16 protein-coding genes are annotated in these 14,266 nt (G+C 60.6%); 5 read left to right on the top strand and 11 right to left on the bottom strand.

Going from position 1 to position 14,266, the window contains the following annotated elements; all coding sequences use genetic code 11:
* Positions 1-21: 21 nt before the first annotated feature.
* The 3 genes from K3J57_RS09340 to K3J57_RS09330 are packed head-to-tail and all read right to left on the bottom strand — an operon-like array spanning position 22 to position 4,177.
* A complete protein-coding gene (locus tag K3J57_RS09340; protein WP_259795545.1) occupies positions 22-2,445 on the bottom strand; it encodes a glycosyltransferase family 2 protein in 2,424 nt (807 codons plus the stop codon).
* The gene (locus K3J57_RS09335) at positions 2,445-3,155 is read right to left on the bottom strand and encodes a sulfotransferase (RefSeq protein ID WP_259795542.1); all 711 of its coding nucleotides are present in this window, start codon (positions 3,153-3,155) and stop codon (positions 2,445-2,447) included. Before K3J57_RS09335 ends, K3J57_RS09340 begins: the two co-directional genes overlap by 1 nt.
* Positions 3,152-4,177: a glycosyltransferase family 2 protein gene (locus tag K3J57_RS09330; protein ID WP_259795539.1), complete on the bottom strand. Its 1,026-nt coding sequence runs from the start codon at positions 4,175-4,177 to the stop codon at positions 3,152-3,154. Before K3J57_RS09330 ends, K3J57_RS09335 begins: the two co-directional genes overlap by 4 nt.
* A gap of 327 nt (positions 4,178-4,504) precedes the next feature.
* On the opposite strand from K3J57_RS09330, the gene K3J57_RS09325 reads away from it, so the two are divergent.
* From K3J57_RS09325 to K3J57_RS09315, 3 genes are all read left to right on the top strand, one after another.
* Positions 4,505-5,047, top strand: coding sequence for a YeeE/YedE thiosulfate transporter family protein (locus K3J57_RS09325; RefSeq protein ID WP_259783897.1), 543 nt, complete (start codon positions 4,505-4,507; stop codon positions 5,045-5,047).
* A gap of 3 nt (positions 5,048-5,050) precedes the next feature.
* Positions 5,051-5,638 carry a DUF6691 family protein gene (locus K3J57_RS09320; protein WP_259775528.1) on the top strand — a complete coding sequence of 196 codons (588 nt, stop codon included), beginning with the start codon at positions 5,051-5,053 and terminating at the stop codon, positions 5,636-5,638.
* A 129-nt stretch (positions 5,639-5,767) separates the two neighbouring features.
* Positions 5,768-6,739: an XdhC family protein gene (locus K3J57_RS09315; protein ID WP_259795536.1), complete on the top strand. Its 972-nt coding sequence runs from the start codon at positions 5,768-5,770 to the stop codon at positions 6,737-6,739.
* Here K3J57_RS09315 and K3J57_RS09310 read toward each other — a convergent pair.
* Both K3J57_RS09310 and K3J57_RS09305 read right to left on the bottom strand, forming a co-directional pair.
* Positions 6,728-7,345 (bottom strand): trimeric intracellular cation channel family protein, encoded by a 618-nt coding sequence (locus K3J57_RS09310; RefSeq protein ID WP_259795533.1) that lies wholly within the window; start codon positions 7,343-7,345, stop codon positions 6,728-6,730. The two genes, K3J57_RS09315 and K3J57_RS09310, sit on opposite strands and share 12 nt — an antisense overlap.
* A 109-nt stretch (positions 7,346-7,454) precedes the next feature.
* Positions 7,455-8,180 carry a translation initiation factor 3 gene (locus K3J57_RS09305; RefSeq protein WP_259795530.1) on the bottom strand — a complete coding sequence of 242 codons (726 nt, stop codon included), beginning with the start codon at positions 8,178-8,180 and terminating at the stop codon, positions 7,455-7,457.
* Between the two features lie 218 nt (positions 8,181-8,398).
* Here K3J57_RS09305 and infC point away from each other — a divergent pair, with 218 nt between their 5' ends.
* On the top strand, positions 8,399-8,944 hold the full coding sequence (infC, locus tag K3J57_RS09300) for a translation initiation factor IF-3 (RefSeq protein ID WP_259774844.1): 546 nt from the start codon (positions 8,399-8,401) through the stop codon (positions 8,942-8,944).
* 317 nt (positions 8,945-9,261) lie between these two features.
* Here infC and K3J57_RS09295 read toward each other — a convergent pair whose 3' ends face one another.
* The 5 genes from K3J57_RS09295 to K3J57_RS09275 form a co-directional block, all read right to left on the bottom strand.
* Positions 9,262-10,116 carry a ferredoxin--NADP reductase gene (locus K3J57_RS09295; protein WP_055189575.1) on the bottom strand — a complete coding sequence of 285 codons (855 nt, stop codon included), beginning with the start codon at positions 10,114-10,116 and terminating at the stop codon, positions 9,262-9,264.
* 66 nt (positions 10,117-10,182) lie between these two features.
* On the bottom strand, positions 10,183-10,605 hold the full coding sequence (locus K3J57_RS09290) for a DUF934 domain-containing protein (protein WP_055189572.1): 423 nt from the start codon (positions 10,603-10,605) through the stop codon (positions 10,183-10,185).
* A complete protein-coding gene (locus tag K3J57_RS09285; protein ID WP_259795529.1) occupies positions 10,602-11,342 on the bottom strand; it encodes a phosphoadenylyl-sulfate reductase in 741 nt (246 codons plus the stop codon). The genes K3J57_RS09290 and K3J57_RS09285 overlap by 4 nt, the downstream gene beginning before the upstream one ends.
* Positions 11,332-12,996, bottom strand: coding sequence for a nitrite/sulfite reductase (locus tag K3J57_RS09280; RefSeq protein WP_259795526.1), 1,665 nt, complete (start codon positions 12,994-12,996; stop codon positions 11,332-11,334). Before K3J57_RS09280 ends, K3J57_RS09285 begins: the two co-directional genes overlap by 11 nt.
* Positions 12,989-13,309: a DUF2849 domain-containing protein gene (locus tag K3J57_RS09275; protein WP_259775523.1), complete on the bottom strand. Its 321-nt coding sequence runs from the start codon at positions 13,307-13,309 to the stop codon at positions 12,989-12,991. The genes K3J57_RS09280 and K3J57_RS09275 overlap by 8 nt, the downstream gene beginning before the upstream one ends.
* Before the next feature lie 140 nt (positions 13,310-13,449).
* Here K3J57_RS09275 and K3J57_RS09270 point away from each other — a divergent pair, with 140 nt between their 5' ends.
* Positions 13,450-13,911, top strand: a complete 462-nt coding sequence (locus K3J57_RS09270; RefSeq protein WP_055189564.1) for an Lrp/AsnC family transcriptional regulator — start codon at positions 13,450-13,452, stop codon at positions 13,909-13,911.
* A gap of 90 nt (positions 13,912-14,001) precedes the next feature.
* Here the strand turns inward: K3J57_RS09270 and K3J57_RS09265 are convergent, their stop codons facing one another.
* Positions 14,002-14,241 carry a hypothetical protein gene (locus K3J57_RS09265; protein ID WP_259795523.1) on the bottom strand — a complete coding sequence of 80 codons (240 nt, stop codon included), beginning with the start codon at positions 14,239-14,241 and terminating at the stop codon, positions 14,002-14,004.
* Positions 14,242-14,266 lie beyond the last annotated feature (25 nt).

The raw sequence follows: 14,266 nt of genomic DNA, 5'->3' as shown, positions 1-14,266 counted from the left end.
CTGTTTCGCGTCAAAGGGACCTTAGCTTTCCATGTCCAGGGCCAGCGCATAGGCCACACGTTCCATTTCTGTCAGCTTGGTGTCCAGGGCCTGATCGTAAAGATCTGAAAACTCGGGGTTCTGCCGAAGCTCTGCCGCCTTGGCCCGGTGCCAGTCGACGCCGGATTGATGCAATGCCGCCAGCTTTTTATCGGCCATCAGACGGCCAAGCTCGGCCACCGTGCGCGGGATATTGCGCTTGATGGTCACATCCGTGTTGCCGCCCCAGTCCATCCGCACCCAATAGTTGATGCCGATGGAGCGGTCCACATGCAGCGCACGCCCCCGCTGGCGCTTGATCAGATAGCTTTCCGCCGAACGCAGCGCGTAGTGATTGAGCTGCAGCAGGTCATACCCAACGGTCTTGAGGTCCGAGCGCCAGCCCTTGTCCTTATACCCGTCGGTCATCACCTGGCCGGATCCGTTGACCCAGACCACCTGATCGCGGTGGCTGTCACGCAGCTTGTTCGGGCGGTGGCAGGAAAGCTTTTCATAGGCGCCGACATTCTTGGTCATGGTCTTGAACCCCCAGACCGTATGCGGCTTGGGCGCATATTTCGGCGCGGCGGTGTCGAACTGGTCTATCACCAGATCGTCTGCAAATTCGGTCACGCCATTATGGCCGAACAGGCGCCAGGTCATTGCCACATTGGTGGCATCCGGCACGCGGTCAAGGAAGTCCTGCATCGTGCCATTGCCACAGCGCACATTGATGAACTCATCCACGTCAATATGAATGACCCATTCCGCGTTCAGGATCACGTTTTCCTTCAGCGACTGGTTCAGTGCGTATTGCTGGGGGGAGTTGCCCTTCCAATTGTCATTGTTGCGATGCTGCAAAATGCCCAGATCCTGCAACCGGCCCAGGATCTCTGACGTGCCGTCGGAACAGTCATTGGTGTAGATCAGGAAATTGTCGATCCCCATGGCGCGGTGATAGGCGACCCATTCAAGGATATAGGGGGCCTCGTTCTTCATGCAGCCCACAATCACCCGCCCGGAATTGCCGCCTTTTTTCAGGGCATCCGGCAAGGCGCGCGGGGAAATTTCTTCATACTCCGCTGCCAGCTCCGTCTCATTGACCCGGCCGATATTGTTATGCGGCGCAAACCGTCCGCCGCGCAGGTGGAGGAAGTTTTCCTTGGCCCGCGCACTCATCAGCTTCTCGGCCACCGGGCTGAGCGTGTCGGAAGAGGTCTCTCCCGCGGGGGGCGGGGTCCCGTTGATCTGCCCGGTGATCTGGGTATCTGCCGCCACAACCGGGGCCGGGGCCTTGCCCGCCTTGCGCTGTTCACGGGTGGCCTGATCAATACGCGGCAGCAGGGCGGCCACATATTGCGTGGCGCGAAACCCCATGGTCGGGTCGGCCTCCTGCCAGCCGCCGGGCACGGCCCGGTCGCGTTTCAGGGTCTCAGGTGTCAGGGTTTTGTGGTTTTTTAAAAGCTCTTTATTGCTTTTTTCAAACTCACGGGAAAACTCCACCAGTTCCCCCGGAGCGATGGGGGCGCCGGGCACCAGAACCTGCCCCAGAAGCCTGCGCCACAGCACCGGGGGGATCAGGCGCCCCTTGGCAAGAAGGGCCACAAGCACCTCGTTCATCATGCGTGCGCGGGTCAGGCTGGCGGCGGGGGGACGGGGATAGCCCGATCCTTCCGGGGCCTTGCCGATATTGGCGCGGATCCCGGCCATGCTGCGGATCTCTTCCGTCAGGGCGGCAGAGGCAAACAGATCGGCATCATAAGGGCGCAGCGTGACCGCGCCCGTGCCAAACACCTTTTCCCACCGCTCAACCAGCGAAAGGTAATCCAGCCAATGAGGGGGGGACTGCAATTCGTCGAATTGCTGATGCTCCGGCGCGGGCACCCCCCAGCTTGCCAGGGCGGCCTCGGCCCAGCTTTCCTCACCCTTTTGGGTCACGTTCTGTGCCAGCGTGATTTCGCGTGACAGGGGGGCGGTGCGCCCGCTCAGGATCGTGGCGGCATAATGACGTGTCATCACCCGGCCCTGTTCATCCACATGGGCAATGACCTGAATATCATCCGACAGCGGTTGCAGCAGGGATTTCAGCCGGGCAATCTCGCTGTCATAGGGCAGGGTGCAGAGCTGGCTTGCGGACAGGATCAGTGTCTCGGGCCGGTGCTTTTCAACTTCCTTGAGCAGATCCTCTCCGACCTGCCGGCGCAGCATGTCCTGCTTGTCAGCAGAGGCATAGCCGCGATTGTGGCGCAGGATGTCCACCCGGTCAGGGTCGGTGACCGCCATGTAAAGCCGTGTGTGGTTCTTGCGGCCGGGACTGCGGGCGTAAAGCACACCCTTGTCGGTCAGCTGATCGCGCTTGGCGTCCAGCACCTCCTGCAGACGCTCCGCGCCGCATTGTTCCAGACCGATATGGAGCACAATCCGCATCAGCTGTTTTCCTTACTCTTACGCATGTCACTACTCTCAGGGGCAGGCGGCCCGTCCTGTGCCGCTTCGGCGGGGCGGTTCTCATTGGCGTTTGCCACCCCCCACCAGGGCAGGTCGAGCCCGAGGAAATCCGACAGCCGGTCGCGGGCGGTGTCGTCCTCAATGTCATATTCCAGAAAATCATCGGCCCCGGCGAAAACCTGTCGGCAAAAGGTGAAATGCCCCTCGATCCAGCGGATCCGTTCCGCATCCGTCCTGCCATAGCCTTCCGGCAGGCCGGGAATGGCGTTGGAGGGAAGGCGGGTGCGGCCCAGATTGGACCACCGTCCCATACTGTCGGACAGCTTGACCGGGTCACGATGGGTCAAAACAAACTTGGCCCCCGGATGATGGGCACGAATGGCCGCCAGTAGCCCCCAGTCGCATTGTGGCCAGAGGTTCAGCCCTTCGCGCACCACGTCGATTTCGGTGAACGCATCAAACTCGGCCATTTTCGACAGAGGATCCCCGTCCAGGAAATAGCCATCATACATCAGCTTGCCGACAAAGGTGCGGGCCAGGCGATCATCCTTGCTCTGCCCGCGCCGGATGCGCCAGTCCGCAACATTCATCCCGGCCTGTTTCAGCGCCTGACCCAATGTGGTGGTTCCGGATTTCGGCAGGCCGAGATTGATGACTTTCAGCCCTTTCGGAAATGGCGGTGTGCTCATGGCTTGATCAGCTCCTTCAGGGCGAGTTCCGCCGGGCTTTGTTTCGGGCAGGCTTTCAGCTGGTCGCGCAGGGCGCGGTAATCCGCATCTGCCATCAGCCGCGCAAGCGTGGCGCGATGGGCCGCCACGGCCTCCTCATGCAGGGCGCGGATCTCGGTATCTTCCAAAAGATGCGCCATCTCTTTCTCAAGCCGTGGCAGATAACGCTGGATCGACAGGTCCTCATAGGCGTCGTCATTGCGTTCGCGCCAGTAGGTGTCGTCGAAATTGCGGTTTTCCCGGTTCACGTCACCGCGGTCATTCTTGACCAGATAGCTGTCAAGCGAGCGCAGCGCGTAGTGGTTGAGCGTGGCCAGGCTGCGGGCGCCATCGGCTGGAAATTTGCGGATCCGGCGTTTGTTGGCGGCGGTGCGGAATTTCCATGGCACATCGCGTCCCCCCCCATCTTTCCAGACAGGACGGCGATCCTTGGGCAGCCCTTCTTTCATGAAGGGGCGGTGCGCGCCGTAATATTTCACGGGAAAATCATGGCGGATCAGGGTCTTGACCTCTTGCGCGGTCTGGTCGCACCAGATGTCCGGGTTATGGGACCGGGTGAATTGCGCAATGACCGGACGGTCTTCGAACGCGTCGATATCGCCATTGGCAAAGAACTGGAACGTGACCGAGATCGCATGCGGGTTGTCGCAGGCCTCGATCAGTTCGGGGATCGTGCCCTGACCGACATGAATGTTCAGAAACTCGTCCACATCGGCAATCCAGATCCAGTCCGAGGACAGCACGAGGTCATGGGATTTCGCCGCCTTCAGCGCCTCCATCTGGTAATTGCGCCCCTCGGCCGGGTTGGGCAGATGGCTGACGATGCCCCGCGCCGCCAGCGCATCAAGAAGCCGGTCGGTCGCATCGGTGCAGTCATTTGAATAAAAGAGGAAATCCGTGACGCCCAGCACACGGTTGAAGGCGATCCATTCGATCAGGAACGGGCCCTCGTTCTTCACACAGGTCACGGCTGTTATGCGCATGGGATGCCCTCGGCCGGGAAAAGAGAATACTTGGTCATTACACTGCCTGTTGACGGCCTGTTGTGGCAACTTTTGGGCCGTTTTCCGGGGATTTCATGCTTATCGCGCAAAATCCTTAATATTGTTTCCGTATTTCTGTCAGAGCGGCGAAAATTCGTCAACTTATGCAAATAGATAAACAGTTCCTGTGCTCCTCCTGCCGCAGCCCGCCCTGAGGTATGGCAGCTGGTGTGATGGGGAGAGTTTGCCCGGAAGGGTGCATTGACGCACGGGTAAAATCGAAATAATAAAAACATATGAATATATGAAAGTGAGGATGCCATGCGCATGAACTGGAAACTCGGAGGGGTGGCGCTGGGCCTTGTGTTCTTCCTCGCCGTCGCTCTGGTCAAACCCATTGGCGTATCGACGCAATTCGTGATCCTGAACGGCATTGTCGGTGACGCCGTGAACAGTGAGTTGGTGACGCAAACCGAAGATGGATACAGCTCGACCAACGCCTATCTTGCGAAATCCGGTGGGAAATATGCCAAATCCGTGGCGAACCCGCTGAATTACAGCTTTGTTTTCGTGGTGGCGATGATGGCCGGGGCGGCCCTGTCGATGCTTCTGCGGGGCGGCAATGGCAAGGATGAGAACACGCTGCCTGCGATCCATTATGACAATTTTGGCGACACGCCGGTGACGCGGTATGCCATCGCCCTGGTGGGCGGGTTTGTCGTGCTTTACGGGGCGCGGCTGGCAGGCGGCTGCACCTCGGGCCACATGATGTCCGGCATGATGCAGACGGCGCTGTCGGGCTATATCTTTGCTGCCGGGGCCTTTGCTGCCGCGGTGCCCGTGGCCATGCTGATGTATAAGAAAGGATAAGCCATGCAGATCATACTTGCTCTTGTGATTGGTGCGTTGTTTGGCTTTGTGCTGGACCGCATCGGGGCCACCAACCCGACCGTGCTGATCCGTATGCTGAGCCTGCGCGCGCTGGGCTTGATGAAAGCCATCCTGCTGGCCATCGGGGTCGGGTCGATCCTGATGTTCGGCGGGCAGATGGTGGGGCTGATTGACGTCGGGCACATGTCGGTGAAAACCGCCTATCTGGGCGTGTTTGTCGGTGGGCTGCTGCTCGGTGCGGGCTGGGCAATGTCCGGGTTTTGCCCCGGCACCGGTGTGTGCGCGGCGGCCACGGGCCGGAAAGATGCGCTGTTTTTCATTCTGGGTGGGCTCTTGGGCGCGGCGGCCTACATGATCACCTACCCATCGGTGAAAGCCACCGGGCTGCTTGACGCGATTGCCGGGGGGAAAGTGACCCTGGGCACGGTGCCGGGCGCCAAATATGACGGGCTGACCGCGCTTCCCGGCGATGTTCTTGGCATCGCGCTGGGGCTTTTGTTTATCGTGATCGCCTTTGTGGTGCCCGAGGCACCGCGAGGGCAGGAAGCCGAGGTGCAACCGGCTGAATGATCCTGTCCCGAGACGTCCCTTCGGACGGGTCAGAAAGGTCGCGGTTCTGCCGCGGCCTTTTTCTTTGCGAGCTTGAAGCTGTGACATTTTGCATATAATTTGTCAGCAAGTCTACCTGAAGAGGCCCGCATGACCCCCAGCCGATTTGATCGCATCCCTGAAATCGCCCTCGAATGGCACCGCGCGGATCGCGCCGTGGCGATTGCCACCGTTGCCGCCACCTGGGGCAGTGCGCCACGTCCTGTCGGCAGCCAGATGGTGGTGGCGCTGGACGGCGCCATCGAAGGCTCGGTTTCCGGGGGCTGTGTGGAAGCCGCGGTGGTGGTCGCCGCGCAGGAGGCGATCGGGCAGGGCCGTCCCCGGCTGCTTACTTTCGGCGTCTCCAGTGAGGATGCGTTTGCCGCCGGGCTGGCCTGCGGGGGGGAGATCACGGTGCTGGTCGAACCGGTTGGTGCGCAGGGGGCGGGGCAGGGACTGTCGCCCGCGATGCTGGAACAGATCGTCACGGCACGGTCCTCGCGCGCACCGCTTGCCTATCGGGTTGGGGTCTGGGACTGGTCCCGCCAGATTGCCGTGGCGGACCCGGAGGATGTGACGGGACTTGAGGGGGCGTGCTTCACGCATCTCCACCGTCCGCCCTTGCGGCTGGTGATCGTCGGGGCCGTGCATGTGGCGCAGGCGCTGATCCCGATGGTGCAGGCGGTGGGATATGACATTGCCCTGATCGACCCGCGCAGCGCCTTTGCCACGGAAGATCGGTTTCCCGGCGTGGCGCTTCACGTGGATTTCCCGGAGGATGTGTTGCCCGCGATTGGGCTTGATGCGCATACGGCCCTGGTCACGCTGGCCCATGATCCCAAGATTGACGATCCCGCACTTGACGCAGCCCTCGGGTCCGAGGCGTTTTATATCGGTAGCCTCGGGTCGAAACGCACCCAGGTGCAGCGGCTGGAGCGGCTGGCCGCGCGCGGTGTTTCTGCTGAAAACCTGTCCCGTATCCATGGCCCGGTCGGGCTGGATATCGGCGCGGTGGGACCTGCGGAAATTGCCGTGTCGATTCTGGCGGAGCTGGTGGCCCGCCGTCGATTGTCACGCAGGTGACGGCGGGATGCGGCGCAGCACCACAATGCGTGCCAGCAGGATCAGGGCAAAGCTGACTGTCGCGGCCATGCTTTCCTCCATCCGCCCCAAAAGCAGAAGGTAGATCCCGCCCCCGGCAAGGGAAAGCGTGGCGTAAAGGTCCTCTTTCAACAGGCTGGGGGTCATGTTGCACAGCAGGTCGCGGATCATCCCGCCCGCCGTGCCGGTGATGCATCCGATAACAATGGCCAGAAGCGGTGAAATCCCCGCATCCAGCGCCACCTGAACACCGGTCAGCGTAAAAAGCGCCAGCCCGATTGCATCCAGGTGCATCAGCACCTGAAACCGCCGCCCATTGCCGGCCGACATGCGGGTGGCGATGAAAAAGCTGATCAGGGCAACCGGAACCACCACCGCTAAAAACCGTTCATCCCGCAGCCAAAAGACCGGGGTCAACCCAAGAAACAGGTCGCGCAGGGTGCCGCCCCCCATCGCCGTGGCAATGGCCAGAACAATGGCCCCAAACGGGTCCATATGGGCGCGATGGGCCTGAATTGCGGCAGAGGCGGCCATCACGGCCGTGGCCAGAAGGGATAGGGGAACAAAGAGAAAAGACAGGGTTTCCATGGTGTCAGCTAATGCGTTTTGCGGCGGCAGGACAAGGTGCAAAGAAAAACGCCGCGCGAAAGGCGCGGCGTTTTGTGCGGCTTGGATGGGGGACCCCATCGGCCCGGGCTTACATGCCCAGAGCGGCTTTCACCTGATCAAGCGTGGCGCTCAGCAGTTCCGGGTTGTTGGCGGCCTGCTGAACGGCGGTTTTCAGCGCCAGTTTCTGCACATCGCTCAGCGAGGACCCGTCGATCATCTCAGCCACTTTGCCAGCGTCAAAGCCTTGCGGGGTCAGCACGGCGTTGGGCGCGCTTTCTGCGGCGGCTTCGGTTGCTGCTTCAGTTGCCGCTTCGGTTGCGCCGCTTGCGGCATTTGCTGTCTCTGCAGCGGTTTCGGTGGCGGCACCGGTGACGTTTTCCATGGCGCCTTCAACCGCACCGGTCACGGCGTCGGTTGCGGCCTGGGTGGCTGCGCCAAGGGCGCCGGTCACGGCTTCGCTTTCCCCGACAACCTCGGTCACTGCGTCGCCCACAGCTTCCATGGCGCCTTCGACGGCATTGCTTGCGGCTTCGGTTGCGGCCTCGGTGACCGCGGCGGCAGCAGATGCGGCCTCAGCGGCAGCTTCTTCGGCGGCTTTGGCAGCAGCAGCGGCAGCCTCTTCAGCAGCCTTGGCGGCTTCTGCGGCAGCAGCCTCTTCCTGTGCCTTGGCTTCGGCGGCGGCCTTCTCGGCAGCTTCTGCCTGTGCGGCGGCTTCTTGCTGCGCGGCGGTTTCGGCCTGTGAGTTCTGATACCACTTATACCCGCCAAAGGCGGCAACGGCGGCGATGACGATGGCGATCAGGGACTTGTTCATTTAAATCTTCCTCGAAATCCTGGATTTGGAACGGTGGTACTTGGCCGGTTTGTCCGGCGACAGGGGTGAAATGGGCCATTTGGGTCTCGCGCTCAAGGGGAGTTTCGCGAATGCGACGTCAAAACGCGAAAACCCGCGCGTTTTCAGCTTGAAAGCGCGGGTTCCCGCCTTTACCTTTCGCAACCAGAGAGATTTGAAACTTCAGAAGGAATGGCACAATAGCCCGCAGACCTCATAATGCGCCCCCGCAGCGCGACACTGGCCCACGGATCAACGAACGTATCCGTGCCCCTGAAATTCGCCTGATCGGAGCTGACGGCGAAAACGTGGGCGTTGTGCCCCCGTCACGAGGCATGGAACTGGCAGAGCAGGCGGGGCTGGACCTCGTCGAGATTTCGCCCAACGCCGTGCCGCCCGTGTGCAAGATCATGGATTTCGGCAAGTTCAAATACGAAACCCAGAAACGCGAGGCCGAGGCGCGCAAGAAGCAAAAGACGATCGAAGTCAAAGAGGTCAAGTTCCGTCCGAACACCGACACTCATGATTATGACGTCAAGATGCGCAACGTGGTGAAATTCCTGGAAAAAGGCGACAAGGTCAAAGTGACCCTGCGCTTCCGCGGTCGTGAAATGGCACACCAGAACCTTGGGCGTGAGCTTTTGGAGCGTGTGGCTGAGGACATCAAGGAAATCGGCAAGGTTGAAAATATGCCGAAGATGGAAGGCCGCCAGATGGTGATGATGATCGGACCGGTGCCGAAATAAGCGCCCACCAGATCATGTTCGATTGAAAACGCCTCGCTTTTGCGGGGCGTTTTTTGTTGGCGGAGCAAAAGCGTCTCTCCCGGCCGGTGTTCTTTATGCTGGGGCGTTTCGGCAGGGTCAGCCGGAACGCGGGTCGGTCCAACGAAAAAAGGGACAGCGCCCGGCTGTCCCTTTGTTATTCTGTGCCTGCGCGGTTCTCGGCGATTGCTGCGCATTCGCCTGTCACCTGTTGTGCGAAAGCTGTGCTTTCGAACTTGGCGGCTCTCGGGGATTGTGCCAATCCCCTGCGCCTTATCGGTGAGTTCTTCGAATTCCCCTTAATCAAGGAACGCCTTTTCCACCACGTATTCTGCGGGTTTGGAATTTGCCCCCTCGGTCAGACCGTATTCCTCCAACATCTCTTTCAGTTCGAGGTTGAAGGCGAGGTTGCCACAGATCATCGCACGATCGTTTTTCGGGCAGATCGGCTCCACACCCAGATCCTTGAACGCCTCGCCCGAGCGCATCAGGTCGGTGATGCGGCCCATCTTGGGGCTCTCTTCGCGGGTGGTGGTCGGGTAGTATTTGATCTTCTTCCAGAAGCCTTCGCCGATCACCTCGTTCAGGAGCTCATCGTCTTTCAGCGCCTCGATCAGGTCACGGCCATAGGTCAGCTCCCCCACTTCGCGGCAGGTATGGGTGATGATCACCTCGTCGTAATCCTCATAGGTCTGCGGTTCGCGCAGAAGCGATGCGAAGGGCGCAAAGCCGGTGCCGGTGGCAAAGAACCAGATCCGTTTGCCGGGGATCAGCGCATCATGCACCAGCGTGCCCACCGGTTTCGGGCGCAGGATCACCTCGTCGCCGGGCTGGATGTGCTGCAGTTTGGAGGTCAGCGGGCCGTCCTGCACCTTGATCGAGTAGAACTCCATCTCCTCGTCCCAGCTGGGGGAGGCAATCGAATAGGCGCGCAGAAGCGGCTTTTGCTTGCCGGTCTTGGGATCCGGGTCGCCCATCAGCCCGATCATCACAAACTCGCCCGAGCGGAAGCGCAAGCTTGCAGGGCGCGTGCAGCGGAAGCTGAACAGGCGGTCGGTGTAATGTTTCACCTCGGTCACGGTCTGCGCATCGGGCAGGGTGGGCACGGGTCTTGCTTTGGTTTCGGCATCCATAACGGCGGTCACTTCATTCATGAGCTTTACCGGGGCAAAACACCCCGGCCTTTCATGTTGCTATATATGTTCTGTGCGAGGAAGGGTCTAGGCCGAAGCCGCCCCCATCAGCCGCGACCTATAGTCATAGGCGCGCCAGTCCGCGCGATAGACCCATTCCTGTTCCGGCTGGCGGGCCGCCAGCTCGTCCGAGATTTCCACCTCGTCGAAACCGGAGCGGCGGGCCATGGCATATTGGTCGCTGATCACGTGGCCTGCCGCGCGCAGACGCCCCTGGAACCCCAGGTTGCGCAGCTGGCGGGCAAGGGTGAAGCCGCGCCCATCGGCAAAGGACGGAAAGTCGATACGGATCGCTTCGACACCAAGCATCAGGTGGCCAAGCTCCGCCGGATCGGTGTCCGATGCCAGGTCCAGCCCGCGCGCGTCATTGGCGGCGCGCTCCCCGGCCGGGGCAAAGCCGTAGTCCCAGGTTTCCGGGGTAAAGCCCTCATCACGTACAATCACAGTCATTGTTCAGCTCCAATCCGAACCATCTTGCCATCCACGAAATGGATGCCGCATTCTGTTTTCTCCGCACCGCGCCAGCGGCCCGCCCGCGGGTCCTCACCCGGTTTCACCTCGGATGTGCAGGGGGCGCAGCCGATCGAGGGAAAGCCGCGGCTGACCAGCGGGTGGCGGGGCAGGCGGTTGTTGATCATGTATTCCTGCACGTCTTCCGGCGCCCAATGGGCCAGCGGGTTGACCTTGACCCGACCGTTTTCGATCTCGAAAAACTGCAGATCGACCCGTTTGCCACCCTGAAAGCGTTTGCGCCCGGTGATCCAGCCGTCAAAGGGTGCGATGGCATTGGCCAGCGGCTCCACCTTGCGCAGGTTGCAGCAGGCGTCGGTATCGGCCAGATGCAGGATGTTGTCCGGGTCACGCTTGAACACCTGATCGGCATCCGGGTGAATGACGCGCACATCGGTCAGGCCCAGCTTTTCGCTGACCTCAACCTGATAGTCGAGCGTCTCCTGAAACAGCATCTGCGTGTCCAGAAAAATCACCGGGGTGGTGCGATCAGCCAGCGCCACCATATGGAGCAGCACAACGCTTTCCGCGCCGAAGCTCGAGACCATGGCCAGCGGACCGATTTCCGGGGCAGCCAGTGCATCGCGCACCACCTGCGTGGCGGAATGGTGCTTGTAGCGCGCGTTCAGATCGGCCACGCGCTCTTCAAGAGGGGCGAGGGGGGCTTCAAGCGGCATGGCTTTTCCCTTCCGGATAGAGCGCGGCCTTGAACGGGGCCTCCCCCAGACGGCGGAAGGCCTCGAGGAAGGTTTCCTCGTCACTTTCGCGCAGGTCCAGATAGGCCAGCAGGATCCGTTCGATCGCCGGAACAATCTCGTCATAAGAGAAGCCCGGCCCGGCACGCTTGCCGATCACCGTGTCTGCCCCGCCGTCACCGCCAAGGGTGATCTGGTAGTTTTCAACGCCGGCGCGATCCAGCCCCAGAATGCCGATATGGCCCAGGTGGTGGTGCCCGCAGGCATTGATGCAGCCCGAGATCTTGATCTTGAGTTCGCCAATCTCATGTTCCAGCTTCAATTCGTCAAACCGTTCGGCAATGTTCTGTGCCACCGGGATGGCGCGGGCCGTGGCCAGCGCGCAGTAATCCATGCCAGGGCAGGCGATAATGTCCGAAATCAGCCCGGCATTGGCCGTCGCCAGACCATGGGCGCGCAGCGTGGCATAAAGCGCCGGCAGGTCCGACTTGTGCACATGCGGCAAGATCACGTTCTGCTCATGGCTGATGCGGATATCATCATGGCTGAATTGCTCACCCAGATCGGCGATCACGCGCATCTGCTCGGCGGTGGCGTCACCGGGGGTGGCCCCATGCGCCTTGAGCGAGATGGTCACGATCGCATGTTCCGGGTGGCGATGCGCGGACAGGTTGGTGTCGGCAAAGCTGCGAAAGCCGGGGTCGGTTGCATAGGCGGCGTCAAAGGCGCCGGTGTCGCGGGATTTCAGCTCAGGCTGCGGAAAGCTGGCCTGAATGCGTGCGAAATGCTCCTGATCCACGCCGGTGAATTGCGGGCGGATCTGGGCGAATTTCTCATCCACAAGGGCGCGGATCTTCTCGATCCCGTTTTCCATTGTGGTGATCTTGATGCGCGCCTTGTATTTGTTGTCGCGACGGCCCAGCACGTTGTAAACGCTGACGATGGCCTCGAGATAAGGCAGCAGGTCCGCCTGCGGCAGGAACTCATTCAGCACCTGACCAATGATCGGGGTGCGGCCCAGACCGCCGCCGACGATGATCTGATAGCCGATTTCGCCCGAGCGTTCGACAATCCGGATGCCAATATCATGTGCCTTGGTCACGGCGCGATCCGCCGTTGACCCGGTCACGGCCAGCTTGAACTTGCGTGGCAGGAACTGGAATTCCGGGTGGTCGGTGGACCATTGGCGGATGAGTTCGGCCGTGGGACGCGGATCTGCGATCTCATCCGCCGCTGCGCCCGCGAAATGATCCGCGGTCACGTTACGAATGGTGTTGCCCGAGGTCTGGATCGCGTGCATGCGCACGTCAGCCAGAGCTTCCAGCATATCGGGAATATCCGTCAGCTGCGGCCAGTTATACTGGATGTTCTGACGGGTGGTGAAATGGCCATACCCCTTGTCGAACCGCTCTGCCAGATAGGCGAGCTGACGCATCTGGGCAGAGACCAGCGTGCCATAGGGAATGGCCACCCGCAGCATATAGGCATGCAGCTGCAGATACACGCCATTCATCAGGCGCAGGGGGCGGAACTCGTCTTCGGTCAGCGCGCCCGAAATACGACGCTCCACCTGCTTGCGGAACTGCGCGGTGCGGTTGCGGACAAAGGCGTTGTCGAAATCAGCGTAATCATACATTTGCGTGCACCTCTTCTGCGCGTTCCTGTTTGCCATGAAGCCGGTTCGACGGGCCACGCGCCCGGAACGCTTCGCGGAAATGGATGGGTTCAGGGCCCTTCTCGCCCCGTTTGGCATCGGCCAGATAGGCCCCGACGGTGATATGCGGCTGGGCCACGGCCTCCGCCAGACGGGCATTTGCCACGTCTTCTTCGTCCAGCAAAACGGCCATACACATGTCACGCACCCAGCTGCCATCTTCGGCGAGATAGATCACATCGCCGGTCACAAGATCATTTGCGGTCACAATTTTGGGTGTAAACGGGCGCGGCATGGCCAGTCCTTTCCTGTTGCATTCTCGGGTTATATAGGACATTTTCCCGATAAATGGCACTCACCTGCGGTAGATAAGGAAAATTGTTCCCCTTTGGGCGCCGCATGGAACGCTGGACCTGAAAAAGAGGAAAAACCGGAATGTCCGTTCGGCTCGATGAAATCGACAAGAAAATCCTGCGCGAGCTGCAAAGCGATGCAGGTCAGTCGCTCGACGTGATTGCACGCAAAGTGGGGTCGTCAAAGACACCCGTTTGGAATCGGATCCGCAAGATGCGCGAAGCTGGCATGATCGGCCAGAACACCGTGATCCTGGACGCGGAAAGCCTTGGGTTTGAGGCCTGTTTTTTTGTGCTGATCCGCACCGCCGAGCATGAAGCGGACTGGCAGAACAAATTCCTGAAAGCCCTCAGGGAACGCCCCGAGGTGATGGAAGCGCACCGGCTTGCCGGTGAGATCGACTATATTCTCAAAGTGCGCGTGAAAAACGCCCGCGCCTATGACGAATTTTATCAGGCGCTGATTTCCGAGGTGAAGATTTTCAATGTGACCGCGCTTTTGTCGATGGAAGAGATCAAGTTCTCCACTGAATTGCCGGTCTGAAGCCTGGAAGGGGCGCTGCCCCTCGGCCCCTCTTTGCAAGAGGGCCCTCACCCCGAGGTATTTTGAGCAAGAAAAAGGCGCAATGAATTGTTAACCTTCAGCTGACAAAATGGGTGCGCGGTACAGGCGGAGGCGCCGATGACCGCGCAAGGAAAAAGCAGCAGCTTTGAAAGAGAGGGCCCCCCTCTCTTTTTTCTTGCCGCAAATACCTTCGCCGAAGGCAAGAAAGCTGCCGAGCGACGCGAGGCCATGCCGGTCAGGCAGCAGGGGGGGGCGGACGCCGGTCGGGCCGCGCAGATGACCAGCAAAAAAATGAAACCGGGTGGTCAAGTGGCAGCTGCGTTTCTATGCTCCG

The sequence above is a fragment of the Aliiroseovarius crassostreae genome (assembly GCF_025137635.1).
In the GTDB taxonomy this organism is placed as follows: domain Bacteria; phylum Pseudomonadota; class Alphaproteobacteria; order Rhodobacterales; family Rhodobacteraceae; genus Aliiroseovarius; species Aliiroseovarius crassostreae.
This window is presented reverse-complemented; position numbering and strand designations above follow the sequence as displayed.

What these genes read in the sequence shown, in the direction of transcription:
- K3J57_RS09340 (WP_259795545.1), bottom strand. Translation starts at nt 2,445, where the DNA reads ATGCGGATTGTGCTCCATATCGGTCTGGAACAATGCGGCGCGGAGCGT.
- K3J57_RS09275 (WP_259775523.1), bottom strand. Translation starts at nt 13,309, where the DNA reads ATGCCGCGCCCGTTTACACCCAAAATTGTGACCGCAAATGATCTTGTG.
- K3J57_RS09335 (WP_259795542.1), bottom strand. Translation starts at nt 3,155, where the DNA reads ATGAGCACACCGCCATTTCCGAAAGGGCTGAAAGTCATCAATCTCGGC.
- K3J57_RS09295 (WP_055189575.1), bottom strand. Translation starts at nt 10,116, where the DNA reads ATGAATGAAGTGACCGCCGTTATGGATGCCGAAACCAAAGCAAGACCC.
- K3J57_RS09285 (WP_259795529.1), bottom strand. Translation starts at nt 11,342, where the DNA reads ATGCCGCTTGAAGCCCCCCTCGCCCCTCTTGAAGAGCGCGTGGCCGAT.
- K3J57_RS09325 (WP_259783897.1), top strand. Translation starts at nt 4,505, where the DNA reads ATGAACTGGAAACTCGGAGGGGTGGCGCTGGGCCTTGTGTTCTTCCTC.
- K3J57_RS09315 (WP_259795536.1), top strand. Translation starts at nt 5,768, where the DNA reads ATGACCCCCAGCCGATTTGATCGCATCCCTGAAATCGCCCTCGAATGG.
- K3J57_RS09305 (WP_259795530.1), bottom strand. Translation starts at nt 8,180, where the DNA reads ATGAACAAGTCCCTGATCGCCATCGTCATCGCCGCCGTTGCCGCCTTT.
- K3J57_RS09320 (WP_259775528.1), top strand. Translation starts at nt 5,051, where the DNA reads ATGCAGATCATACTTGCTCTTGTGATTGGTGCGTTGTTTGGCTTTGTG.
- K3J57_RS09270 (WP_055189564.1), top strand. Translation starts at nt 13,450, where the DNA reads ATGTCCGTTCGGCTCGATGAAATCGACAAGAAAATCCTGCGCGAGCTG.
- K3J57_RS09330 (WP_259795539.1), bottom strand. Translation starts at nt 4,177, where the DNA reads ATGCGCATAACAGCCGTGACCTGTGTGAAGAACGAGGGCCCGTTCCTG.
- K3J57_RS09310 (WP_259795533.1), bottom strand. Translation starts at nt 7,345, where the DNA reads ATGGAAACCCTGTCTTTTCTCTTTGTTCCCCTATCCCTTCTGGCCACG.
- K3J57_RS09280 (WP_259795526.1), bottom strand. Translation starts at nt 12,996, where the DNA reads ATGTATGATTACGCTGATTTCGACAACGCCTTTGTCCGCAACCGCACC.
- K3J57_RS09290 (WP_055189572.1), bottom strand. Translation starts at nt 10,605, where the DNA reads ATGACTGTGATTGTACGTGATGAGGGCTTTACCCCGGAAACCTGGGAC.